Source organism: Arthrobacter sp. 49Tsu3.1M3 (assembly GCF_900168135.1).
Lineage (GTDB): Bacteria > Actinomycetota > Actinomycetes > Actinomycetales > Micrococcaceae > Arthrobacter.
This window is the reverse complement of record NZ_FUZD01000008.1, coordinates 142,845-162,386: the sequence shown is the minus strand read 5'-3', so window position 1 is coordinate 162,386 and position 19,542 is coordinate 142,845. Positions and strand designations below refer to the sequence as shown.

Here is a 19,542-nt window from a genome sequence, read left to right as displayed (position 1 = left end):
ATTCCCTGGCACACCGGCGGCCCGACCACCACGGACAACGCCGCCGGACTCTGCGAAGCCTGCAACCACACCAAAGAAACCCCCGGCTGGAAAGCACGCCCCAGCCCTGCAGCCGAACCCGGCAACGGCAGGCGCAGCAGGCACACCCTCGAACTCACCACCCCCACCGGCCACACCTACCACTCCACCGCGCCACCCCTGCCGGGGACACCGCTTCGCCCAGCAGCCGCAGAACAGCCAGGGTCCCAGCCGGGCTCCCGCCACCGCCGCCAGCTCCGGCACCAAGCCAAAACGCTCAGGCGCGACAAGCCCAAAGTGCCAGCCGCAGCCTAGGAATCATTGACTGCCCGAATAGGAACTGGAGGCGCTCTGAGTAGCCTGTCCGGGCCGTCCCGTGCTCGTGCGGGCCCTAGCGTGAAGCCGCATCCTCGCCGTACGGTTCCGGCCCGGTGACAACATCGTTCGCAGGACCGTGGCACCACTCCGAAAAGGACCCCGGATAGAGGGCAGCGGAAAAGCCGGCAATCTCGAGGGCGGCGATTTCATGTGCCGCCGTCACTCCGGAGCCGCAGTACACGGCAGTGGGGACGCCGTCCCGGTAACCGAGCTGTTCGAAGCGATCCCGCAGCTCCGCCGGGGCCAGGAAGCGCCCGTCAGCGCCAAGGTTCCCGGTCGTGGGGGCACTGACGGCCCCAGGAATATGGCCAGCGCGGGGATCCACGGGTTCGATTTCCCCGCGGTACCGTTCCCCCGCCCGGGCGTCCAACAGCAGCCCCCGCTGGCCCCAAGTGGCTGCTTGTCCGGCGTCGATCGCAGGCATGGCGCCGTCGGACAGGGTGACGTTTCCGGGTGCCGGCTGTTCGGGTCCGGCCGCCAGCTCGAAGCCGGCCGCCCGCCACGCGGCCAGGCCGCCATCGAGCAGGTACACAGAACTAAAGCCGGCGTTGCGCAGCATCCACCACAGCCGGGCGGCCGCCATGTTGCCGCTGTCGTCGTACGCTACGACCGCATCGCCGTCGTTGATGCCCCAGCGGCGCGCGGACTCCTGGAACTGCTCCAGCGGCGGCAACGGATGCCTTCCGCGTTCCGGTTCCGCCGGTCCGGCAAGTTCAGTGGCGAGATCCACGAAGACGGCCCCGGGGATGTGTCCGGTCAGGTAGTGGTCGTGACCGTGGGGATCCCCCAGCGCCCAGCGCACGTCGAGGAGTACTGTGCGCTGGGCGGCCGCGCGGGCGCCGTCCATCCGGTCCTTGAGGGCAGCAGCATCGAGAAGGGTGTCCATTTCCCCACTCTATCTTTGGCGTCCCGCCGCCCCCGGTAGGCTGTAGCGGTGAACACCACGCATCAGCAGGACCGGGCTTGGGCCGACGAGGCCGTCCGCCGGATCAACGCCGAAAACAACCGCTCTGCCGACACTCACTTGTATTCGGTGCCGCTTCCGGAGCACTGGGGCGTGCAGCTGTACCTGAAGGACGAATCCACCCACCGCACTGGCAGCCTCAAGCACCGGCTGGCGCGGTCCCTGTTCCTCTTCGGCCTCGTCAACGGCTGGATCCGCGAAGGCACCACGATCGTGGAGGCATCCAGCGGCAGCACCGCCGTCTCCGAAGCCTATTTTGCGCAGCTGCTGGGACTGCCCTTCATCGCCGTGATGACCCGGACCACCAGCCGCGAAAAAATCGCCCTGATAGAACAGTTCGGCGGCTCCTGCCATCTGGTGGACCACGCCTCCGAGGTCTACGACGCTGCCGCGGATCTGGCCAGCAGCACGGGCGGGCACTACATGGACCAATTCACGTACGCCGAACGGGCCACGGACTGGCGCGGGAACAACAACATCGCCGAATCGATCTTCGGCCAGCTGGCGCTGGAGGAGCACCCGGTCCCCCGCTGGGTGGTGGTCGGTGCCGGCACTGGCGGGACCAGCGCCACGATTGGCCGGTACCTGCGCTACCACCGCTTCGAGACGGGCCTCGCCGTCGTCGACCCGGAAAATTCCGCGTTCTATCCGGGCTGGCGGAACAGCCTGCCCGATGCCGGGACGGTCGCCGGAGGCGGGACTGCCACTGCCCGCACAGCTGCCGCGCCCGCGGCGGGATTGCCGTCCCGCATCGAGGGCATCGGCCGGCCGCGGATGGAGCCGAGTTTTGTGCCCGCCGTGATCGACCACATGATCCAGGTTCCCGACGCTGCGTCGGTGGCGGCCATGCGGCATCTGAGGGACCACGCCGGTCTGCACGCGGGTCCGTCCACCGGGACCAACCTCTGGGGTGCATGGCAGCTCATCGCCGGGATGATCGCGGAGGGCCGCCGGGGCAGTGTTGTGACCCTGATGTGCGACGCCGGGGACCGCTACGCCGGAAATTACTACAACCCGGAATGGCTGGAGACCCACGGCCTGGATCCCAAACCCCACGAGGCCGTGCTGCGCGAGTTCTTCCGGACCGGCGCCTGGCCGGCCTAAGCCGCCCGCCAACACGCCCAAGCCGGCCAGCCTAAGCCGCCCGCCAACACGCCGGCCTGAGGCGCGCCAAGGCGCCCCGGAGGCTAAACCTCCGCGGTATCGCCGCTGGAGAGGTGCCGGTACTCGGTGCCGTACTTGGCGCCGATCCGGGTCACGTGCCCCTCCACCAGGCCGCGGCCCAGCTCGTTCAGGAGCGCGTCGTGGATCGGGAAGGCCTGTGGTGCGCGGACGCCGATGACAAAATCCACCACTTCGCCCACCTTGTTCCACGGAGCGTGGATGGGTACAAGCAGCGTCTTGACCTCGACGCCGTCGGGGATCGCGAAGGAGTCCCCGGGGTGGTAGACGTTGCCGTTGACTAGGTAGCCGACGTTGGCCACCACGGGGATCTGCGGATGGATGAGGGCGTGCTGGCCGCCAAATGTCCTGATGGCGAAGCCCGACGTTTCAAAATCCTCGCCCGCGCCCGCCGCATGGATGCGGCTTCCGGCGTCGGGCGCCTTGCCGCGGAGCGTCGCGGCCACGGCCTCCGGGGCGAAAAGGTCAAGGGCGGTGTTCGACTGCAACGCCGCGGTGACGGCGTCGACGTCCACATGGTCCGCGTGCTCGTGGGTAATGAGCACAACATGTGCTCCGGCCAAGGCCTGGTCCGTCTCCGAAAAAGTACCCGGGTCAAACACCAGCACCCGGCCGTCCTGTTCGAGGCGGACACAGGCGTGAGTAAATTTGGTCAGCTTCATCCGGCCAGCCTAGGCACCAGCCGTCACAGTGTCCACGAAGCCCTGCTGGTAATCTTGGACATTGCCCCCTCAGCGAGTCCCACCCGCGAATTCTTTTGACGAAGCGAGTTCCACGATGTCCCAAGGCGCTACCACCGGCAGCAGCCGGACCCCGGCCGCGGCACCCGTGCAGGGCAAGGAACAGCGCGTCACCAAGCAGCGCCTCGCCGTCAGCGCCGCCTTGGACGAGCTGGCGGACTTCGTCAGCACCCAGGAACTGCACCGAATCCTCCAGGAGCGCGGCACCGCGGTGTCCCTCGCGACCTCCTACCGGATCCTGCAGTCCCTCGCCGACGACGGGCTGGTGGATGTCCTGCGCAACGCCGACGGCGAAGCGGTGTACCGGCGCTGCGCCGTCACCGGGCACCACCACCACCTGCTGTGCCGGAACTGCGGCAAGGCCGTGGAAGTCGAAGCTCCGGCGGTCGAAGCCTGGGCCGCGCGGATCGCGAATGAGCACGGCTTCACCGCGGTGGAGCACACCGTGGAAATCTTCGGCCTGTGCCCCGAATGCACAGCCAGTCAGCCAGGCCCGTAGCCGAAGCTGCTGAAATTCCCCACCTTTGATCTCGTGACCCCGGAATTCACCGGCGGGGCGCAGGGACCCGCCGGCGGCCGGCGGCAACCCTGGGGAAATTCCGCCACAGCGTGAGAGCGTCTAAGCCGCAGCTGCCGCGCTCCGCACCACCCGGCCGTTGAGCCCCCGCCTGGCCCGTGCGTCACCGATCATCCGGCAGGCCACGTAGATCAGGAAGGACAACGTGGTCACGTAGGGGCTGATCGGCAGCCGGCCGCCGAGGGCCAGCAGGATGCCTCCGACGGTCGCCGTCATCGCAAAGACGATGCTCAGCGTGACCACCAGCCGGGGCGAGGACGTGACGCGCATGGCCGCGGCCGCGGGCGTGATCAGCAGGGCCAGCACCAGCAGGGCGCCCACAATCTGGATGGACAGCGCCACGCTTATCCCCAGCAGCACCATGAAACCAAGGGCGAGGGCCCGCACCGGCACGCCGCGGGCGGTGGCGACGTCGGGGTCGACACTGGCAAAGGTCAACGGCCGCCAGATGGCGGCCATCGCCAGCATCACCACGACGGCGGCGACCGCCAGAACCTGCAGCTGGACGGTTCCGACCGACACGATCTGCCCGGTGAGCAGGCCGAACTTGTTGGCGGCCCGGCCCTCGTACAGGGACAGGAAGAGGATGCCCAGGCCAAGCCCGAAGGGCATGATGACGCCGATGATCGAGTTCTTGTCCCGGGCGCGAACCCCCATCACGCCCAGCACCAGGGCTGCCAGCACGGATCCTGCCAGCGAGCCGAGGATGATGTCGGCGCCGATCAGCAGCGCGAACGCCGCGCCGGCGAAGGAGAGCTCGGAGATTCCGTGGACGGCGAAGGCGAGGTCGCGTTTCATCACGAAGGTCCCCATGATTCCGCCGAGCAGCCCGAGGACGGCGCCGGCCCAGATGGAGTTCTGCACCAGGACCAGCAGCTCGCCGTAGTTTTCGAAGTTGAAGATTGAATGCAGCAGGTCGCCCAGATCCACTTAGCCCACCTCGCCCGCGACTGAATGCGCGTCCAGATGGTGGTGCGTCGCGGCATCCGGCAGCCCGACGACGATCAGCCGTCCGTTGGCCTGGATGACTTCAACACGGCTGTCGTACAAATCGGAGAGCACCTCGGTAGTCATGACCTCCGCGGGTGTGCCCACCCGGAACTTTCCGCCAGCCAGGTACAGGACCCGGTCCACGTAGTCCATGATCGGGTTGATCTCGTGGGTCACGAACACCACGGCACTGTCCGCGTCGCGGCAATGCCTGTTGATCAGCGCGCTGACGCCTTGCTGGTGCTGAAGGTCAAGGGAGAGCAGCGGCTCGTCGCACAGCAGCACCTTGGGATCGGTCGCGAGGGCCTGCGCCACGCGCAGGCGCTGCTGCTCACCGCCGGAAAGCTGCCCCACCGGCACCTTGGCGTAGTCGGTGGCGCCCACAAGCTCCAGGAGTTCATCGACTTTACGGTTCACCTTGGCGCCGCCGAGGCGGATGCCCCAGCGGTGGCCGTCGACGCCGAGCGCCACGAGGTCGCGGGCGCGCAGGGGCGTATCGGGGTCGAATGATTTCTGCTGGGGCACGTAGCCGATCCGGCGGCTTCCCCGTTCAACAGGGTGGCCGTCGAGCACTGCCGTTCCCGTGCTCAGTTCCTGCAGCCCCAGCAGAACCTTCAGGAAGGTGGTCTTGCCGCTGCCGTTGGGCCCGAGCACGGCAAAGAATTCACCCGGGTTGATGTCCAGGTCCAGGCCCTCCCAGAGAGTCCGTTGGCCGAACGCCAGGGAGGCGCCGCGCAAACTCACTACCGGTGTCAAAAGGGGTTTCCTCGATTTTCCGCGGAGATGGCTGCTCCCGCTGTTGCGATCATCCTAGGGCCTTGCCGATGCTCTCCACGTTTCCGGCCATCCACTGCAGGTAGGACTGGCCGTCCGGGAGGGTCTCGCTGAAGTTCACGACCGGGACGCCGGCGTTCTCGGCGGCTTTTTTCACCGCCGCCGTCTGCGGTCCCTCGGTCTGAGTATTGTAGGCCAGCAGCCTTACGCCCCGGGATGCCACGAGATCGACGGTGGTCTTGAGCACGGCGGGCGGGACGTCGGCGTCCTCCTCGATCGCCGCCGTGTACTCGGCCGGGGTCTCGTTCTCCAGGCCGGCGTCCTCGAGCAGGTACAGCGGTACAGGCTCGGTGACGGCCACGGGCGCGTGGCCTGCCGAGGACTTGATGGCGGCGAGCTTCGTTTCCAGGCCGCCGAGCGAGTCCTTGAAGGCGGCCGCGTTGCTCCGGAACGTCTGCGCCGAGGCCGGTTCCAGCGAGCCCAGCTTCTCGGCGAAGGCGTCCGCGAGGCGGGACATGGCAGGCAGGCTGTACCAGACGTGTTCGTTCAGCCCCGTGGACCCGTGGGTGTGGCCGGCGGAGTCGGGGCTCGCCGCTGCCGGGCTTTCGCTGGCAAGGCCGGAAACGTCCACGGCGCTGATGACGCTGCCGCGGTCGAGTCCGGTGTCGGTCGCCAGCGTGTCCATGAAGGCGTCGTATCCCCCGCCGTTCTCCACCACGAGCTCGGCCTTGGAGACTGCCAGCTTGTCCTGCGTGGTGGCCTCGTAGGAGTGCGGGTCCTGGCTGGTCCGGTTGATGATCGAGCTGACCCGGACCTTGTCGCCGCCGATGCTGGAGACGATGTCGCCGTACACGCTGGTGGATGCGACGACGTTGACCACACCGTCCCCTGCCGTCCCCCGCGGGCTGCCGGACGTCGGACTGCACGCGGTGAGCAGGAGGCCCACGCCGGCAAGACCAGCCAGCAGGACTCGGGCAGCAGGACGACGCACGGAAAACCTCGGATCTGTTATTGAGAATCAGGAGCAATAGCAACAGCCCGAGTGTATCCCTAAATAGGAATCATTCCTATTTAGGGATACATGGCGTGCCCCGCCGGCGCCCGTCCGCTACTGGGCTGCCCGGTACTGGGCTGCCCGCTACTGGTCCTGGCCCAGCCTGCGGTAGCCGGTCGCCTGCGTCGCGTCCCGGATTTCGCCGACGAGCTGCTCGATCACGTCTTCGAGGAACAGCACTCCCTGGGTCAGCCCGTCGGGCCCGATCACGCGGGCCAGGTGCGAGCCCGTGCGCTGCATGACGGACATGGCCTGCTCGATTTCGTCATCCATGGCGAGGTTCGCCAGCGACCGGATGCGGCTTTCCGCAATCGGCTGGTGGTACCCGGCGTCCGGGATGGACAGCACGTCCTTGATATGGAGGTAACCGGCCAGCATGCCGTCGTCGTCGAGCATCGGGAAGCGCGAGAACCCGGTCCGGCTCACTGCCTTTTCGAATTCGACCGGCGTGGTGGCCGCCTTGAGCATGACGAGTTTGCCCAGCGGAACCATCACATGGGACGCGGTGTGTTCGGAGAACTCGAGCGCTCCGGTGATGAGTCCGGCGTCGTCGTCCACGAGTCCGTGGCGGGTGGATTCCTGCACGATCGACTGCACTTCTTCAAGGGTGAAGGTGGAGGTCACCTCGTCCTTCGGCTCAATCCGCATCAGCTTCAGGATGTGGTTCGCGGACCAGTTAAGCGCCGCAATGACGGGCTTGACGAGCCGTCCGATGAACATCAGCGGCGGCGCCAGCAGCAGCGCCGCCTTGTCCGCGACGGACACGGAAATGTTCTTGGGCACCATTTCGCCGAACGTGACGTGCAGGAACGTCACCAACAGCAGGGCGACGGCGAAGGCCACAATGTTCGCGACCTCCACAGGGACGCCCGCCGCTTCCAGCGGCACGGCCAGGAGGTGGTGGATCGCGGGCTCGGCCACCTGCAGGATCAGCAGCGAGCAGACGGTGATGCCGAGCTGGGCACAGGCGAGCATGAGGGAGACGTTTTCCATCGCCCGCAGTGTGGTCTGCGCGCGCTTGGAGCCTGCCTCGGCCAGCGGCTCGATCTGGCTGCGGCGGGCCGACATGACGGCGAATTCGGCGGCCACGAAGAAGGCGTTGCCCACCAGGAGGAACGCAAGCCAGAGAATTCCTGCCCAGTCGCTCATGCGGCACCTGCCTGGCTGGCGGGCTGGCCGTCGCCGGACACCCGGATGGGCCGGAAACAGATCCGGTCGATCCGGCGGCCGTCCATGCGGGTCACGCTCAGTGTCCCGCCGACGACGTCGACTGTGTCGCCGACTGCCGCGATGCGGCCGAGCTGGCTCATGACGTAGCCTCCCACCGTTTCGTAGGCAGCCTCGTCGGGCACGGTCAGGCCCGGGATCTGTTCGGAGAGCTCATCGGGCCGGAGCAGGCCCGGGAAGTACCAGTCCCCCGACGCGCTTTGGAGCAGGCCGGGCCGGACCTTGTCATGCTCATCGGCCACTTCCCCGACGATTTCCTCCACGAGGTCCTCCAGCGTGGTGATGCCGGCGGTTCCACCGTATTCATCCAGGACCACGGCCAGTTGCAGGTTGCCCTCGCGCAGTTCGGCGAGGAGGGCGTCCAGGTGGATGGTTTCGGGGACCCGGAGCACGTCGGTCATGATGGCCCCCGCCTGCAGCTTGGCGCGGCGGTCCGCGGGCACGGCAATGGCCTTCTTGATATGGACCACGCCGCGGATGTCATCGGAGGACTCGCCGATCACGGGGAACCGGGAGTATCCGGTGCGCTTGGCGGCCTCGACGATATCGGAGACCGGCTGGTCGGCGTCGATGGTCTCCACGCGGATGCGGGGGGTCATGACGTCCGCGGCGGTCCGCCCGGAGAACTTCAGGGTCCGGGCGATGAAGTTGGCCGTTCCGGCGTCGAGGGTGCCCATGGCCGCGGAGCGGCGCACAAGCGAGGCCAGCTCGGCCGGGGTGCGGGCGCCGGAGATTTCTTCCTTGGCCTCCAGGCCGAAGACGTTGAGGACCTTGTTGGAGAAGCCATTGAGCACCACGATGGCGGGCTTGAAGATGGCGGTGAACACCAGCTGGGGCCGGGCCACGGCTTTGCCGATCGGGAAGGACAGCGCGATGGCCATGTTCTTGGGCACCAACTCGCCGATCACCATGGAGAGCAGGGTGGCCACCGCCATTGCCAGGACCAGGGACAGCGAGGCAGCTGCCGCAGGCGGGACGCCGAGGGCGGTGAGGGGGCCTTCCAGGAGCTTGCCCACGGACGGTTCCATGACATAGCCGGTCAGCAGCGTGGTCATAGTGATGCCCAGCTGGCAGCTGGAAAGCTGGGTGGAGAGTGACTTGAGACATTTGAGCAACGGCTCGGCGGCGGTGTCGCCGGTGTCAACGGCGCGCTGCACGGTGGCCTGGTCCAGGGCGACCAGGGAAAATTCCACGGCGACAAAGAAGCCGGTGCCGAGGATGAGCAGGAGGCCTGCTGCGAGGAGTAGCCATTCCATGTCAGCGGCCTGCTTCCGCAGCAGCGCACGGCAGGTGCCGCGTCTGGGGACGCAAATGCGGGAAGGCCCGGCCTCGCGGAGGATGGTCGGCGGCGGCCGACCCTGTTTCCTGGATAGCTCCGGAATGGCGTGCGGCCGGAGAGTGATGGGCGCGTGAACGGGGTTTGCCGGCTCTGCGGGTGGACTGGGCGGGAACGGTTTCCGTACTCCGCTGACAGCCCCCAGGCCGGCACCTAGATTTACTGTCCATAAGAATTTCAGTCTACAGGAGCAACCGACGCCGGCCCCGGACCGCCGGCGTCACCGGCCGCGCCGGATTCACCAGCTCTGCGGGACGGGCCGGCCCTCCTCGTACCCGGCCGCGGACTGGATGCCTGCCACGGCGCGTTCGCGGAAAGCGGCGAGATCGGCAGCGCCGGCGTAGCTCATGGAACTGCGCAGGCCCGCGGTGATCATGTCCAGCAGGTCCTCGACGCCGGGCCGGGCTGCGTCGACGTACATGCGGGAGGTGGAGATGCCTTCCTCGAAGAGGGCCTTGCGGTCCTTTTCAAAGGCGCCCTCGCGTTGGTTGCGGTTCTGCACCGCCCGGGCGGACGCCATGCCGAAGCTCTCCTTGTACTGCCGGCCCGAGGCGTCGAGCTGGAGGTCCCCGGGGCTCTCGTGCGTTCCGGCAAACCAGGAGCCGATCATGACCTGGCTGGCCCCCGCGGCCAGGGCCAGGGCGACGTCGCGCGGGTAGCGGACCCCGCCGTCGGCCCAGACCCGGCCGCCGGCTTCCCGGGCTGCGGCGGAACATTCCAGGACGGCGCTGAACTGGGGGCGGCCCACGGCCGTCATCATGCGCGTGGTGCACATGGCGCCGGGGCCCACGCCGACCTTGACGATGTCCGCCCCGGCCTCGATGAGCTCACGTGTGGCGTCGCCGGTGACGACGTTGCCGGCGACCACCGGCACGCCGGGGTTGAGACCCTTCACGGCGGCGAGGGCGTCGAACATTTTCTGCTGGTGCCCGTGTGCGGTGTCGAGGACCAGCACGTTGACGCCGGCCGCCAGCAATTCGGCGGCCCGTCCGGCCACGTCACCGTTGATTCCGACGGCGGCAGCGACTTTCAGCCGGCCGTCGTCGTCCAGGGACGGCCGGTAGAGCGTGGAGCGCAGGGCGCCCTTACGGGTGAGCACGCCGGCCAGGACGCCGGCCTGCTGCACCGGTGCGTAGTCGGTTCCGGCGGCGTCCATCGCTTCAAAGGCGCGGCGGAGGGCCTGCGCAGCATCGGCCGCCGACCCGCCCCCAAACAACCCGCCGGCGAGCGGTCCGGCGTCGAGCACCAGCGGCTGGTGGCGGATGACGGAGGCCAGTGACGCGAAACGGTCCTGGCCCTCGCAGTCGGTGGCCCGGACAACACCGGTGACCGCGCCGGAGTCGTCCACCACCACAACAGCTCCGTGCGGCCGCTTGCCCATCAAGTGGAGGGCGTCAATGACGGTGTCCGTGGGTGCGAGCGTGACGGGGGTTTCCAGGACCGGGTGGCGTCCCTTGATCCAGGCTGTGACGTCACGGATGACGTCGAGCGGGACGTCCTGCGGCAGGACACCAAGGCCGCCGCGGCGGGCCATGGTCTCGGCCATCCGCTTCCCCGTGACCGCGGTCATGTTCGCCGCCACCAGCGGGATCGCGGAGCCGGTCCCGTCGTCGGCCGCGAGGTCAACGTCCAGGCGGGAGGTCACATCGGACCGGGACGGGACCAGGAAGAGGTCCGAGTAGGTCAGATCGGTGGTGGGTTCATTCAGGAATCGCACTGCTGCTCCTTTGCTGGCACCCGCAGCTGGCACCGTCGGCGACAAACGGGTTCTCACTTGATTCTAGGGCGGTTTCCGGCGGGGCCCGGCACCGCGTCCGGCCTCGCGCAGGGCACCGCATGAGGGCCCTATCCGGGGCCGGTTCTGCAACTCTTCTTCACCGCATTTCGGCGGCTGCCGGGGCGGATCATGATTTGGGTCACGCTTATTGGCGGTTTGGCAAGAATCCTCACTAGACTGGCATGGGTCTGGGTTCACTGGACGCAGAGACTGGCTCAATCGTTGTGCCGAGGCACCGTGGAAGCCAGAGGGAATCAAACTCATGGAAGAGGCGTATTTCAAGTGCCAGAGCAGCCTAGCCACCGTCTACCAGAGGAATTTGGCGGAAACGAGTGGCTCGTTGACGAACTGTATGAGCGTTACCAGCAGGACAAGAACACGGTCGACTCCAAGTGGTGGCCCCTGTTCGAATCCTTCAAAGCTAGTGACGCCTCTCCCGCCAACGGAACGTCCGGCACCGCGACAGCTGTGCATCCTGCCACCCGTGAACTTCCCGTTGTAGCGCCCGCCGCCGCTCCGGCAGCACCTGCGCCCGCAGCACCCGCCGCCACGGCTGCGCCCGCTCCGGCTGCGCCCGCTCCGGCTGCGCCCGCCGCCAAGAAAGCCCCGGCCACCGTCGCCCGGGACGGCTCCAAGACTTCCGACGCCGGCCCCGGCACCGCGCCGATCCCGGCGCAGCTGCCCAAGAACCTCAAGGCCCCGACGGCGCCCGAAGAAGACGTCGTCTCCGTCCTGCGCGGCCCGGCCAAGGCGATCGCCTCGAACATGGTCACCAGCCTGGAAGTGCCGACCGCCACGAGCGTCCGCGCCATCCCGGCGAAGCTCCTGATCGACAACCGCGTGGTCATCAACTCCAACCTGGCCCGCGCCCGTGGTGGCAAGGTCTCCTTCACGCACCTGATCGGCTACGCCGTCATCCGCGCCCTGTCCCAGTTCCCGTCGATGAACGTCTACTACGACGAGATCGACGGCAAGCCGGTGGCTGTCCAGCCGGCGCACGTGAACTTCGGCATCGCGATCGACATGCCCAAGCCCGACGGCACCCGCCTGCTCATGGTCCCGAACATCAAGAAGGCGGAGACCCTCAACTTCTCCGAGTTCTGGCACACCTACGAGGACCTGATCAAGCGTGCCCGCAACGGCAAGCTGACCGCGGACGACCACTCCGGCACCACCGTGTCCCTGACCAACCCCGGCGGCATCGGCACCGTCCACTCGGTGCCGCGCCTGTCCAAGGGCCAGGCCGCCATCATCGGCGTCGGCGCACTGGACTACCCGGCCGAGTTCCAGGGTGCCAGCGAGAAGATCATCGCGCAGAACGCGATCAGCAAGGTCCTCACGCTGACCTCCACCTATGACCACCGCGTCATCCAGGGTGCCGGCAGCGGCGAGTTCCTCAAGCTCGTGCACCAGCTGCTGCTGGGCGCGCAGAACTTCTATGACGAGATCTTCGAGTCCCTGCGCATCCCCTACGAGCCTGTGCGCTGGAGCCCCGACCTGCAGGTGGACCCGGCCGACGAGATCAACAAGGTTGCCCGGATCCAGCAGCTGATCCACGCCTACCGCGTGCGCGGCCACCTCATGGCGGACACCGATCCGCTCGAGTACGTCCAGCGCAAGCACCCGGACCTCGATGTCCTGACCTACGGCCTGACGCTGTGGGACCTGGACCGCGAGTGGCCCACCGGCGGCTTCGGCGGCAGGCCGATGCTCAAGTTCCGCGACATCCTCGGCGTCCTCCGTGATGCCTACTGCCGCACTGCCGGCATCGAATACATGCACATCCAGGACCCGGCCGAGCGCAAGTGGTTCCAGGACCAGCTGGAGCACCCGTACTCGAAGCCGAGCCGCGACGAGCAGCTGCGCATCGTCTCCAAGCTCAACGCCGCCGAGGCCTTCGAGACCTTCCTGCAGACGAAGTTCGTCGGCCAGAAGCGCTTCTCGCTCGAGGGCGGCGAGTCCCTGATCCCGCTGCTGGACGCGATCATCTCCGACGCCGCCGACGACGAACTCGACGAAGTGGCGATCGGCATGGCCCACCGCGGCCGGCTCAACGTGCTGACCAACATCGCGGGCAAGACCTACGCACAGGTCTTCCGCGAATTCGAAGGCACCCAGGACCCGCGCTCCGTGCAGGGCTCCGGTGACGTCAAGTACCACCTGGGCACCGAGGGCACTTTCACCTCGGACAACGGCAAGGAGACCAAGGTCTACCTCGCCGCGAACCCGTCCCACCTCGAGGCCGTCGATTCCGTCCTCGAAGGAATCGTCCGTGCCAAGCAGGACCGCCTGGACCAGGGCGAGGCGTTCCCCGTGCTGCCGATCATGGTGCACGGCGACGCCGCCTTCGCCGGCCAGGGCGTGGTCGCGGAAACGCTCAACCTCTCCCAGCTGCGCGGGTACCGCACCGGCGGCACCATCCACATCGTGGTCAACAACCAGGTCGGCTTCACCACCGCACCGTCGTCCTCGCGTTCCTCCACGTACTCCACGGACGTCGCCAAGATGATCCAGGCACCGGTGTTCCACGTGAACGGCGACGACCCGGAGGCCGTGGTCCGCATCGGCCAGCTCGCCTACGAGTTCCGTCAGCGTTTCCACAAGGACGTAGTCATCGACATGGTCTGCTACCGCCGCCGCGGCCACAACGAGGGCGACGACCCCTCGATGACCCAGCCGCTGATGTACAACCTGATCGAGGCCAAGCGCTCGGTCCGCAAGCTGTACACCGAATCGCTGATCGGCCGCGGTGACATCACCGAGGAAGAAGCCGAGCAGCTGCTGCGGGACTACCAGGAACGCCTGGAACGCGTCTTCGCGGAAACCCACGCGGCCCAGACGTCCCCGATCCCGATCATCACGGCCGATTCGGCCGCAGTGTCGGACCTGGAACGCCCCATGGCCCAGCAGTCCGATTCCGGCGTCAGCGCGCCGGTCTCCACCGCGATCTCCGCGGAGACCCTGGCCCGCATCGGCAAGGCCCACACCGATATCCCGGACGGCTTCACCGTCCACGCCAAGCTCAAGCAGCTGCTGGAGAAGCGTGAGGCGATGTCCCGTGAAGGCGGCATCGACTGGGGCTTCGGTGAACTGGCCGCGTTCGGCTCGCTCATCATGGAAGGCGTCCCCGTCCGGCTCGCCGGCCAGGACTCGCGCCGCGGCACCTTCGTGCAGCGCCACGCCGTCTTCCACGACCGCGCCAACGGCGACGAGTGGCTTCCGCTGGCCCACCTCTCGGATAACCAGGCGAAGCTGTGGATCTACGATTCGCTGCTCTCCGAATACGCCGCCATGGGCTTCGAATACGGGTACTCGGTGGAACGCCCGGATGCGTTGGTGCTCTGGGAAGCGCAGTTCGGTGACTTCGTCAACGGCGCGCAGACCATCATTGATGAGTTCATCTCCTCGGCCGAGCAGAAATGGGGCCAGCGGTCCTCGCTGGTTCTCATGCTGCCGCACGGCTACGAGGGCCAGGGTCCGGACCACTCCTCCGCCCGCATCGAGCGTTTCCTGCAGATGTGCGCCGAAGAGAACATGATCGTGGCCAACCCCACGACGTCGGCCTCGCACTTCCACCTGCTGCGCCGCCAGGCGTACAGCAGGCCGCGCAAGCCGCTTATCATCTTTACGCCCAAGCAGCTGCTCCGCCTCAAGGCCGCCGCGTCCTCCGTGGAGGACTTCACCACCGGCACGTTCCGCCCGGTCATTCCGGAACACGCGCAGCTGCAGGCCGACGCCGTCGAACGGGTGCTGCTGGTCTCCGGACGCCTGTACTACGATCTGCTGTCCACCCGGCAGAAGACCGAGAACAAGACCACGGCGATCGTCCGCGTCGAGCAGCTGTACCCGCTGCCGGCCGACGAGATCGCCGCGGAGCTGGCCAAGTACCCGAACGCGGAAGTGGTCTGGGCGCAGGACGAACCGGCCAACCAGGGTCCGTGGCCGTTCATCGGCCTGAACCTGCCGGACGCTCTGGACCGCCGGGTCCGCCTCATCTCCCGCCCCGCCTCGGCCTCCACCGCGGCAGGGTCGATGAAGCGCCACGCGGCAGAACAGGACGCCTTGCTCAAGCAGGCATTCGCTCGTAAATAGCGGCATTACTGCCCGGCCGGAGACTGAAACAACAACACTCCGGCCGGGCGGTTCTGTTTAATGGACTATTAGTGGTCAGCTTGATGGACAGCGTTGAAGTGAAGAGGTAGTCGTGGAAGATCGGAAGCTGCGGATCGCAGCCGTTGGGGACGAGCTGTTGGCCGGGCTTGGTGATCCGCGCGCCTTGGGCTGGCTGGGCCGGGTCCTGGCCCGCACGCCGCAGGACAGCGTCGCCCTGGAGTGCTACTCCCTGCCATGCCCGGAAGAAGGCACCGAGGGCATTGCGGCCCGCTGGCTCGAGGAGGCGGGCCGACGATTCGGCAACCACCACGAAAACCGCCTGGTGATCGGCCTGTCAGGACGCGACATTGAGTTCGGCCTGTCCACGGCCCGCAGCCGCCTGAACCTGGCCAACATCCTGGACTCCGCCTCCCAGAACAAGATCGAGGTCTTCGTCGTGGGCCCGCCCCCCACGCTTGACCCCGCCCAGAACCGCAGGCTCGGCGAGCTCAACACCGCCTTCGCCGACGTCACGACGCGCCGGAAGCACCTCTACGTCGACACGTTCTCGCCGCTGCTGAACCACGAGCAGTGGCGCCAGGACCTCGCGGCCAACGGCGGCACGCCCGGCCAGGCCGGCTATGGCCTCATGGCCTGGCTCGTGCTGCACCGCGGCTGGTTCCAGTGGCTGGGCCTCGACACCCCGGAATAGGCGGGCAAGCAGGGGCAAGCAGGCAAACGGCCGAGCCGGAACCCACTCTCCGGGGATTTCGCGATATATCTTGACCTGCCGGCAAGTGCGATATATCGTGACTTCATAGTCGCGATATATCGTTAGTTTGTCCAGCCCCTTTCGCCTTTCCGGAGGAACCATGTCAGAGAACACGTGGACCGTGACCGGCCCGCAGACCATCGACGTCGACGGCGTCCACTCCCTCAAACTCGGGATTGTCCGCGGCCGCTTCGACATCGTCACCCATGACGAGGACGTTGCCAGGATCGAGGTCTCCGAAATCGAGGGCGATCCGCTGTCGGTTTCGATCGTCAACAGCCGGCTGGAAGTCCGTCACCAGCTCCACGGCCCGCAGGGCTGGTTCAAGAACTTGATGAGCACCGTCAACAACGGCAGCAGCAACTCGGTGGTCATCAGCATCGCCCTGCCGGCCGGCGTCGAGGTCGAGGCCGGAACGGTAAGCGGCGACGGCATGGTTTCCGGGCTCAGCGGCCACACCCGGCTCAACACCGTCTCGGGGTCCGTGCTGGCCGACGGCACCGCCGGGAACCTGTCGGTCAACACGGTCAGCGGCGAGGTGATCGCCCGCAACCACCGCGGCGTCCTGACCGCCAAGAGCGTCTCCGGCGAAGTGACGGCCTCGGGCGAATTCAGCAACATCCGGGCGAACACCGTCAGCGGCGACCTGAACTTCGACCTGCACGGCTTTACCCATGACTTTGGCGCCAATTCGGTCTCCGGCGACGTCACCATCCGGCTGCCGCACGACATCGGCGTGGACATCGTGGCCAAGTCCGCCAGCGGCGCGGTGGTCATCGATGACACGAGGTACGTCCAGCCCGGCGGCACGGTGCAGACCATCGCGGGACCGGACGCCAAGCTGATGCTGGTCCGGACCAACTCGGTCTCGGGAAAAACGTCGCTTTTCCACGGCCAGCCCAGCCCGGACACCGAAACGGCCCTCTGATGCCTCCGGTCTTCGCCCATGGGGCGCTGCGGCTGTACCTGCTCGCCCTGCTCGAATCGGGCCCCAAGCACGGCTACGAGCTGATCAAGGCGCTCAGCGAGCGTTTCGGCGGCACGTACTCCCCCAGTGCCGGAACCATCTACCCGCGCCTGGGCAAGCTTGAGGAGGAAGGGCTCGTCGCCACCCGCACGGAGGGCCGCCGCACGAACTACAGCATCACTGCGGCCGGTCTGACGGAACTGAACAGCCGGCGGGACGAACTCGCCGGCGTCGAGAACGACATCTCGGCGTCGGTCCGCCGGCTTGCCGACAACCTGCGCCAGGACATCCGCGTCAATATGCGCGGCCTCCGGGCCGATCTTGCAGCCACGGCGGAGGCGGCCCGGACCTCGGCCCGCGCCGCGGGTTCTGCCGGCGGGACGGGCACTGCCGGCAGCGCGGGAAGCCCCTGGTACTCCCCGGAGGGCGAACGGCGGTTGAAGGAGGCGGAAATGCTGGTGCAGGCGTTCCGCGACGACATGCGGGTGGAACTGCGGCGTCATGCCGGGAGCCGTCCTGTCACCGCCGTGACGCTTGAGACGGTCAGGACCGTGCTGGACCAGGCCCGGATCTCGATCCGGAATTCGCTGGAGGGCTGAGGCCGGGCCCGACCGGCCACTGCCCGTAGCACGGGCCTCCGGTTCGCGGCGGGTGCCGCGATGTGGGAGACTTGAGGGCAGCTCTTTTGAGTACCAAGATTAAGGAGGCCAGCTATGAGCAAACGTGCACGTAAACGTCGTGACCGTAAGCGTGGCGGCGCGAACCACGGTAAGCGCCCCAACGCCTAAGCAAAGCTTGGAATGACAGCTTTAAACGAATGACCCCGGAATCCTCACGGATTCCGGGGTCATTCGTTTATGTCGGTTCAGGCTTCCTCGGTCCGGCTCAGGCTTCCACAGTCCGGATCGAGTGAATCCGGTCCAGGATGGAGTTCTTGAGGTTTTCCGGAGCTGCTTCGGTGCACGAACGCTTGACCATCACGCGGATGACACATTCGAGGTCGTACTGCTCCAGGCACTCCGGGCAACTGTCCAGGTGGTCCTTGATCTCTGCGATGTCTGCACGCGTGAGCGCACCATCCAGATATTCATAGATACGTTGCATCCGGGCGTCATCGCAATCGCCCAGTCCCTGGCAGTCGCTCATTTCCTGTTCTCCTGTTTGTTGCTGTCGGCCGCGGCGCTTGACTCGGTGGCGGCCCTGAATCCTCGTTCGGCGGCATAGTCCGCCAGCATGTCCCGCAGCATCTTCCGGCCACGGTGCAGCCGGGACATCACAGTCCCGATGGGGGTGTTCATGATGTCCGAAATTTCCTTGTACGCGAAACCCTCGACGTCGGCGAAGTACACGGCCAGCCGGAATTCCTCCGGAATCGACTGGAGGGCACGCTTCACATCCGAATCGGGCAGGTGGTCAAGGGCCTCAGCCTCCGCCGAACGCAGTCCCGAGGACGTATGCGACTCGGCACGTGCCAGCTGCCAGTCCTCAATGGTGTCCGAATTCGACTGCAGCGGCTCGCGCTGACGCTTCCGGTACAGGTTGATGTACGTGTTGGTGAGGATGCGGTACAGCCAGGCCTTCAGATTGGTCCCCGGCTTGTACTGGTGGAACGCGGAAAACGCCTTCGTATACGCCTCCTGGACCAGGTCCTCGGCGTCGGAGGGGTTCCGGGCCATCCTCATGGCCGCCGAATACAGCTGATCCACGTACTGCATGGCGTCACGCTCAAAGCGCACCCGGCGCTCTTCCGCGGACTCGGTGGAGACATCAAGGGGCTTCCCGTCCACCTCGGTCTCCAACGCGGCGGCAGTGCCGGCATCAGGTGTCTTAGTGGGCGTGGCGTCGTTTCCGGCAACCTCGTGCATGGCCGCAACGGCCGGGTCCATGGTGCTCATTGCGTTCAAGTCTACTGTCACCTTCCGCCGGGCACCCGGAACCGACGGAAGCGCGAGGGTCCATGATTGCCCGGAACCGGCTTCCGGTTCCGCCCTGTCTTTGACCAGAGTCAATTCTTCGCCTTCGTTAGCCTGCTGGGATCTGCCTTTCACAACCACGTCCTGCGGGCAAATATTCCGCAAAAGTGCAAGACTAGAACCGGTTCTCCCGCAGTGAAGCCGCTGTTCGTCCATCCAGGAGGAAATTCATGTCGTTTGTCCGCTTTCTCGCCCGGCCCATGCTCGCCTCCAGTTTCGTCCTCGCCGGCATGGACAAGCTCAAGAACGCGGATGACACTGCGGCGCAGCTGTCCCCCTTGTTGCGCCGCGCGGCCGACGCCTTGCCGTTCCAGCCAAATGAAAAAGTCGTGGCACGCGTGATCGGCGGCACCCAGATCGGTGCCGGCGTCTGCTTCGCCCTCGGCAAGTCCGCCCGGCTGGCGGCCACCCTGCTCGCCGTCATTTCGCTCCTGAACGGCTACGTCGAATGGCGCAGCGCGGACATCTCCTCGAAAGAAGCCCGCGACGCCCGCCGCAAACAGCTCCTGAAAAACGTCTCCCTCACCGGCGGCGTGCTCCTCGCCGCAGTCGATACTGCCGGCAAGCCCAGCCTGGCCTGGCGCGCCGGGCACCTGGCCGCCGATGCCAAGAAGAGCGCCGGACACCTCGCCGCCGATGCCCGCAAGACCACCAACAAGCAGCTGAAGAAGGCCGACAAAGTCGTCCGCAAGGCCGTAGACCACTCGGCCGGGGCCTAAGA

The 19,542-nt window shown here is 66.9% G+C and carries 18 protein-coding genes and 1 pseudogene; 9 read left to right on the top strand and 10 right to left on the bottom strand.

Annotated elements, in window-relative coordinates:
- A pseudogene (locus tag B5X90_RS21635) lies at positions 1-333 on the top strand (HNH endonuclease); the annotation flags it as partial.
- A 76-nt stretch (positions 334-409) separates the two neighbouring features.
- Here B5X90_RS21635 and B5X90_RS11495 read toward each other — a convergent pair.
- Positions 410-1,282, bottom strand: a complete 873-nt coding sequence (locus B5X90_RS11495) for a sulfurtransferase (RefSeq protein ID WP_079553060.1) — start codon at positions 1,280-1,282, stop codon at positions 410-412.
- A gap of 48 nt (positions 1,283-1,330) precedes the next feature.
- Here B5X90_RS11495 and B5X90_RS11490 point away from each other — a divergent pair, with 48 nt between their 5' ends.
- Positions 1,331-2,464 carry a PLP-dependent cysteine synthase family protein gene (locus B5X90_RS11490; protein WP_079553058.1) on the top strand — a complete coding sequence of 378 codons (1,134 nt, stop codon included), beginning with the start codon at positions 1,331-1,333 and terminating at the stop codon, positions 2,462-2,464.
- An 83-nt stretch (positions 2,465-2,547) separates the two neighbouring features.
- Here the strand turns inward: B5X90_RS11490 and B5X90_RS11485 are convergent, their stop codons facing one another.
- Complete coding sequence (locus tag B5X90_RS11485) at positions 2,548-3,204, bottom strand: MBL fold metallo-hydrolase (RefSeq protein WP_079553056.1); 657 nt, start codon at positions 3,202-3,204, stop codon at positions 2,548-2,550.
- A 115-nt stretch (positions 3,205-3,319) separates the two neighbouring features.
- Here B5X90_RS11485 and B5X90_RS11480 point away from each other — a divergent pair, with 115 nt between their 5' ends.
- Entirely contained in the window at positions 3,320-3,781 is a 462-nt protein-coding gene (locus B5X90_RS11480; RefSeq protein WP_079553053.1) for a Fur family transcriptional regulator, read from the top strand.
- Positions 3,782-3,901: 120 nt separating this feature from the next.
- Here the strand turns inward: B5X90_RS11480 and B5X90_RS11475 are convergent, their stop codons facing one another.
- From B5X90_RS11475 to B5X90_RS11450, 6 genes are all read right to left on the bottom strand, one after another.
- Positions 3,902-4,789, bottom strand: a complete 888-nt coding sequence (locus B5X90_RS11475) for a metal ABC transporter permease (RefSeq protein ID WP_079553051.1) — start codon at positions 4,787-4,789, stop codon at positions 3,902-3,904.
- Positions 4,790-5,593: a metal ABC transporter ATP-binding protein gene (locus tag B5X90_RS11470; protein WP_079553049.1), complete on the bottom strand. Its 804-nt coding sequence runs from the start codon at positions 5,591-5,593 to the stop codon at positions 4,790-4,792.
- Positions 5,594-5,654: 61 nt separating this feature from the next.
- Positions 5,655-6,614 (bottom strand): metal ABC transporter solute-binding protein, Zn/Mn family, encoded by a 960-nt coding sequence (locus B5X90_RS11465; RefSeq protein ID WP_218670194.1) that lies wholly within the window; start codon positions 6,612-6,614, stop codon positions 5,655-5,657.
- A gap of 147 nt (positions 6,615-6,761) precedes the next feature.
- On the bottom strand, positions 6,762-7,826 hold the full coding sequence (locus tag B5X90_RS11460) for a hemolysin family protein (RefSeq protein WP_079553047.1): 1,065 nt from the start codon (positions 7,824-7,826) through the stop codon (positions 6,762-6,764).
- Positions 7,823-9,160 carry a hemolysin family protein gene (locus B5X90_RS11455; protein ID WP_018775293.1) on the bottom strand — a complete coding sequence of 446 codons (1,338 nt, stop codon included), beginning with the start codon at positions 9,158-9,160 and terminating at the stop codon, positions 7,823-7,825. The genes B5X90_RS11460 and B5X90_RS11455 overlap by 4 nt, the downstream gene beginning before the upstream one ends.
- 318 nt (positions 9,161-9,478) lie before the next feature.
- Entirely contained in the window at positions 9,479-10,957 is a 1,479-nt protein-coding gene (locus tag B5X90_RS11450) for a GuaB1 family IMP dehydrogenase-related protein (protein WP_079553044.1), read from the bottom strand.
- A 342-nt stretch (positions 10,958-11,299) separates the two neighbouring features.
- Here B5X90_RS11450 and B5X90_RS11445 point away from each other — a divergent pair, with 342 nt between their 5' ends.
- From B5X90_RS11445 to B5X90_RS21850, 5 genes are all read left to right on the top strand, one after another.
- A complete protein-coding gene (locus tag B5X90_RS11445) occupies positions 11,300-15,109 on the top strand; it encodes a multifunctional oxoglutarate decarboxylase/oxoglutarate dehydrogenase thiamine pyrophosphate-binding subunit/dihydrolipoyllysine-residue succinyltransferase subunit (RefSeq protein ID WP_079553042.1) in 3,810 nt (1,269 codons plus the stop codon).
- A 112-nt stretch (positions 15,110-15,221) separates the two neighbouring features.
- Entirely contained in the window at positions 15,222-15,821 is a 600-nt protein-coding gene (locus B5X90_RS11440) for a GDSL-type esterase/lipase family protein (RefSeq protein WP_079553040.1), read from the top strand.
- A gap of 160 nt (positions 15,822-15,981) precedes the next feature.
- Complete coding sequence (locus tag B5X90_RS11435) at positions 15,982-16,809, top strand: DUF4097 family beta strand repeat-containing protein (protein ID WP_079553038.1); 828 nt, start codon at positions 15,982-15,984, stop codon at positions 16,807-16,809.
- The gene (locus B5X90_RS11430; protein ID WP_079553036.1) at positions 16,809-17,447 is read left to right on the top strand and encodes a PadR family transcriptional regulator; all 639 of its coding nucleotides are present in this window, start codon (positions 16,809-16,811) and stop codon (positions 17,445-17,447) included. The genes B5X90_RS11435 and B5X90_RS11430 overlap by 1 nt, the downstream gene beginning before the upstream one ends.
- A gap of 114 nt (positions 17,448-17,561) precedes the next feature.
- The gene (locus B5X90_RS21850; RefSeq protein WP_104061284.1) at positions 17,562-17,636 is read left to right on the top strand and encodes a 50S ribosomal protein bL37; all 75 of its coding nucleotides are present in this window, start codon (positions 17,562-17,564) and stop codon (positions 17,634-17,636) included.
- 97 nt (positions 17,637-17,733) lie between these two features.
- Here B5X90_RS21850 and rsrA read toward each other — a convergent pair whose 3' ends face one another.
- Together rsrA and B5X90_RS11420 are read right to left on the bottom strand one after the other, a co-directional pair.
- Complete coding sequence (gene rsrA / locus B5X90_RS11425) at positions 17,734-17,994, bottom strand: mycothiol system anti-sigma-R factor (RefSeq protein WP_018775287.1); 261 nt, start codon at positions 17,992-17,994, stop codon at positions 17,734-17,736.
- The gene (locus tag B5X90_RS11420) at positions 17,991-18,743 is read right to left on the bottom strand and encodes a sigma-70 family RNA polymerase sigma factor (RefSeq protein ID WP_143264722.1); all 753 of its coding nucleotides are present in this window, start codon (positions 18,741-18,743) and stop codon (positions 17,991-17,993) included. The genes rsrA and B5X90_RS11420 overlap by 4 nt, the downstream gene beginning before the upstream one ends.
- A 248-nt stretch (positions 18,744-18,991) precedes the next feature.
- Here B5X90_RS11420 and B5X90_RS11415 point away from each other — a divergent pair, with 248 nt between their 5' ends.
- Complete coding sequence (locus B5X90_RS11415; protein WP_028277492.1) at positions 18,992-19,540, top strand: DoxX family protein; 549 nt, start codon at positions 18,992-18,994, stop codon at positions 19,538-19,540.
- The last annotated feature ends 2 nt before the right edge of the window (positions 19,541-19,542 follow it).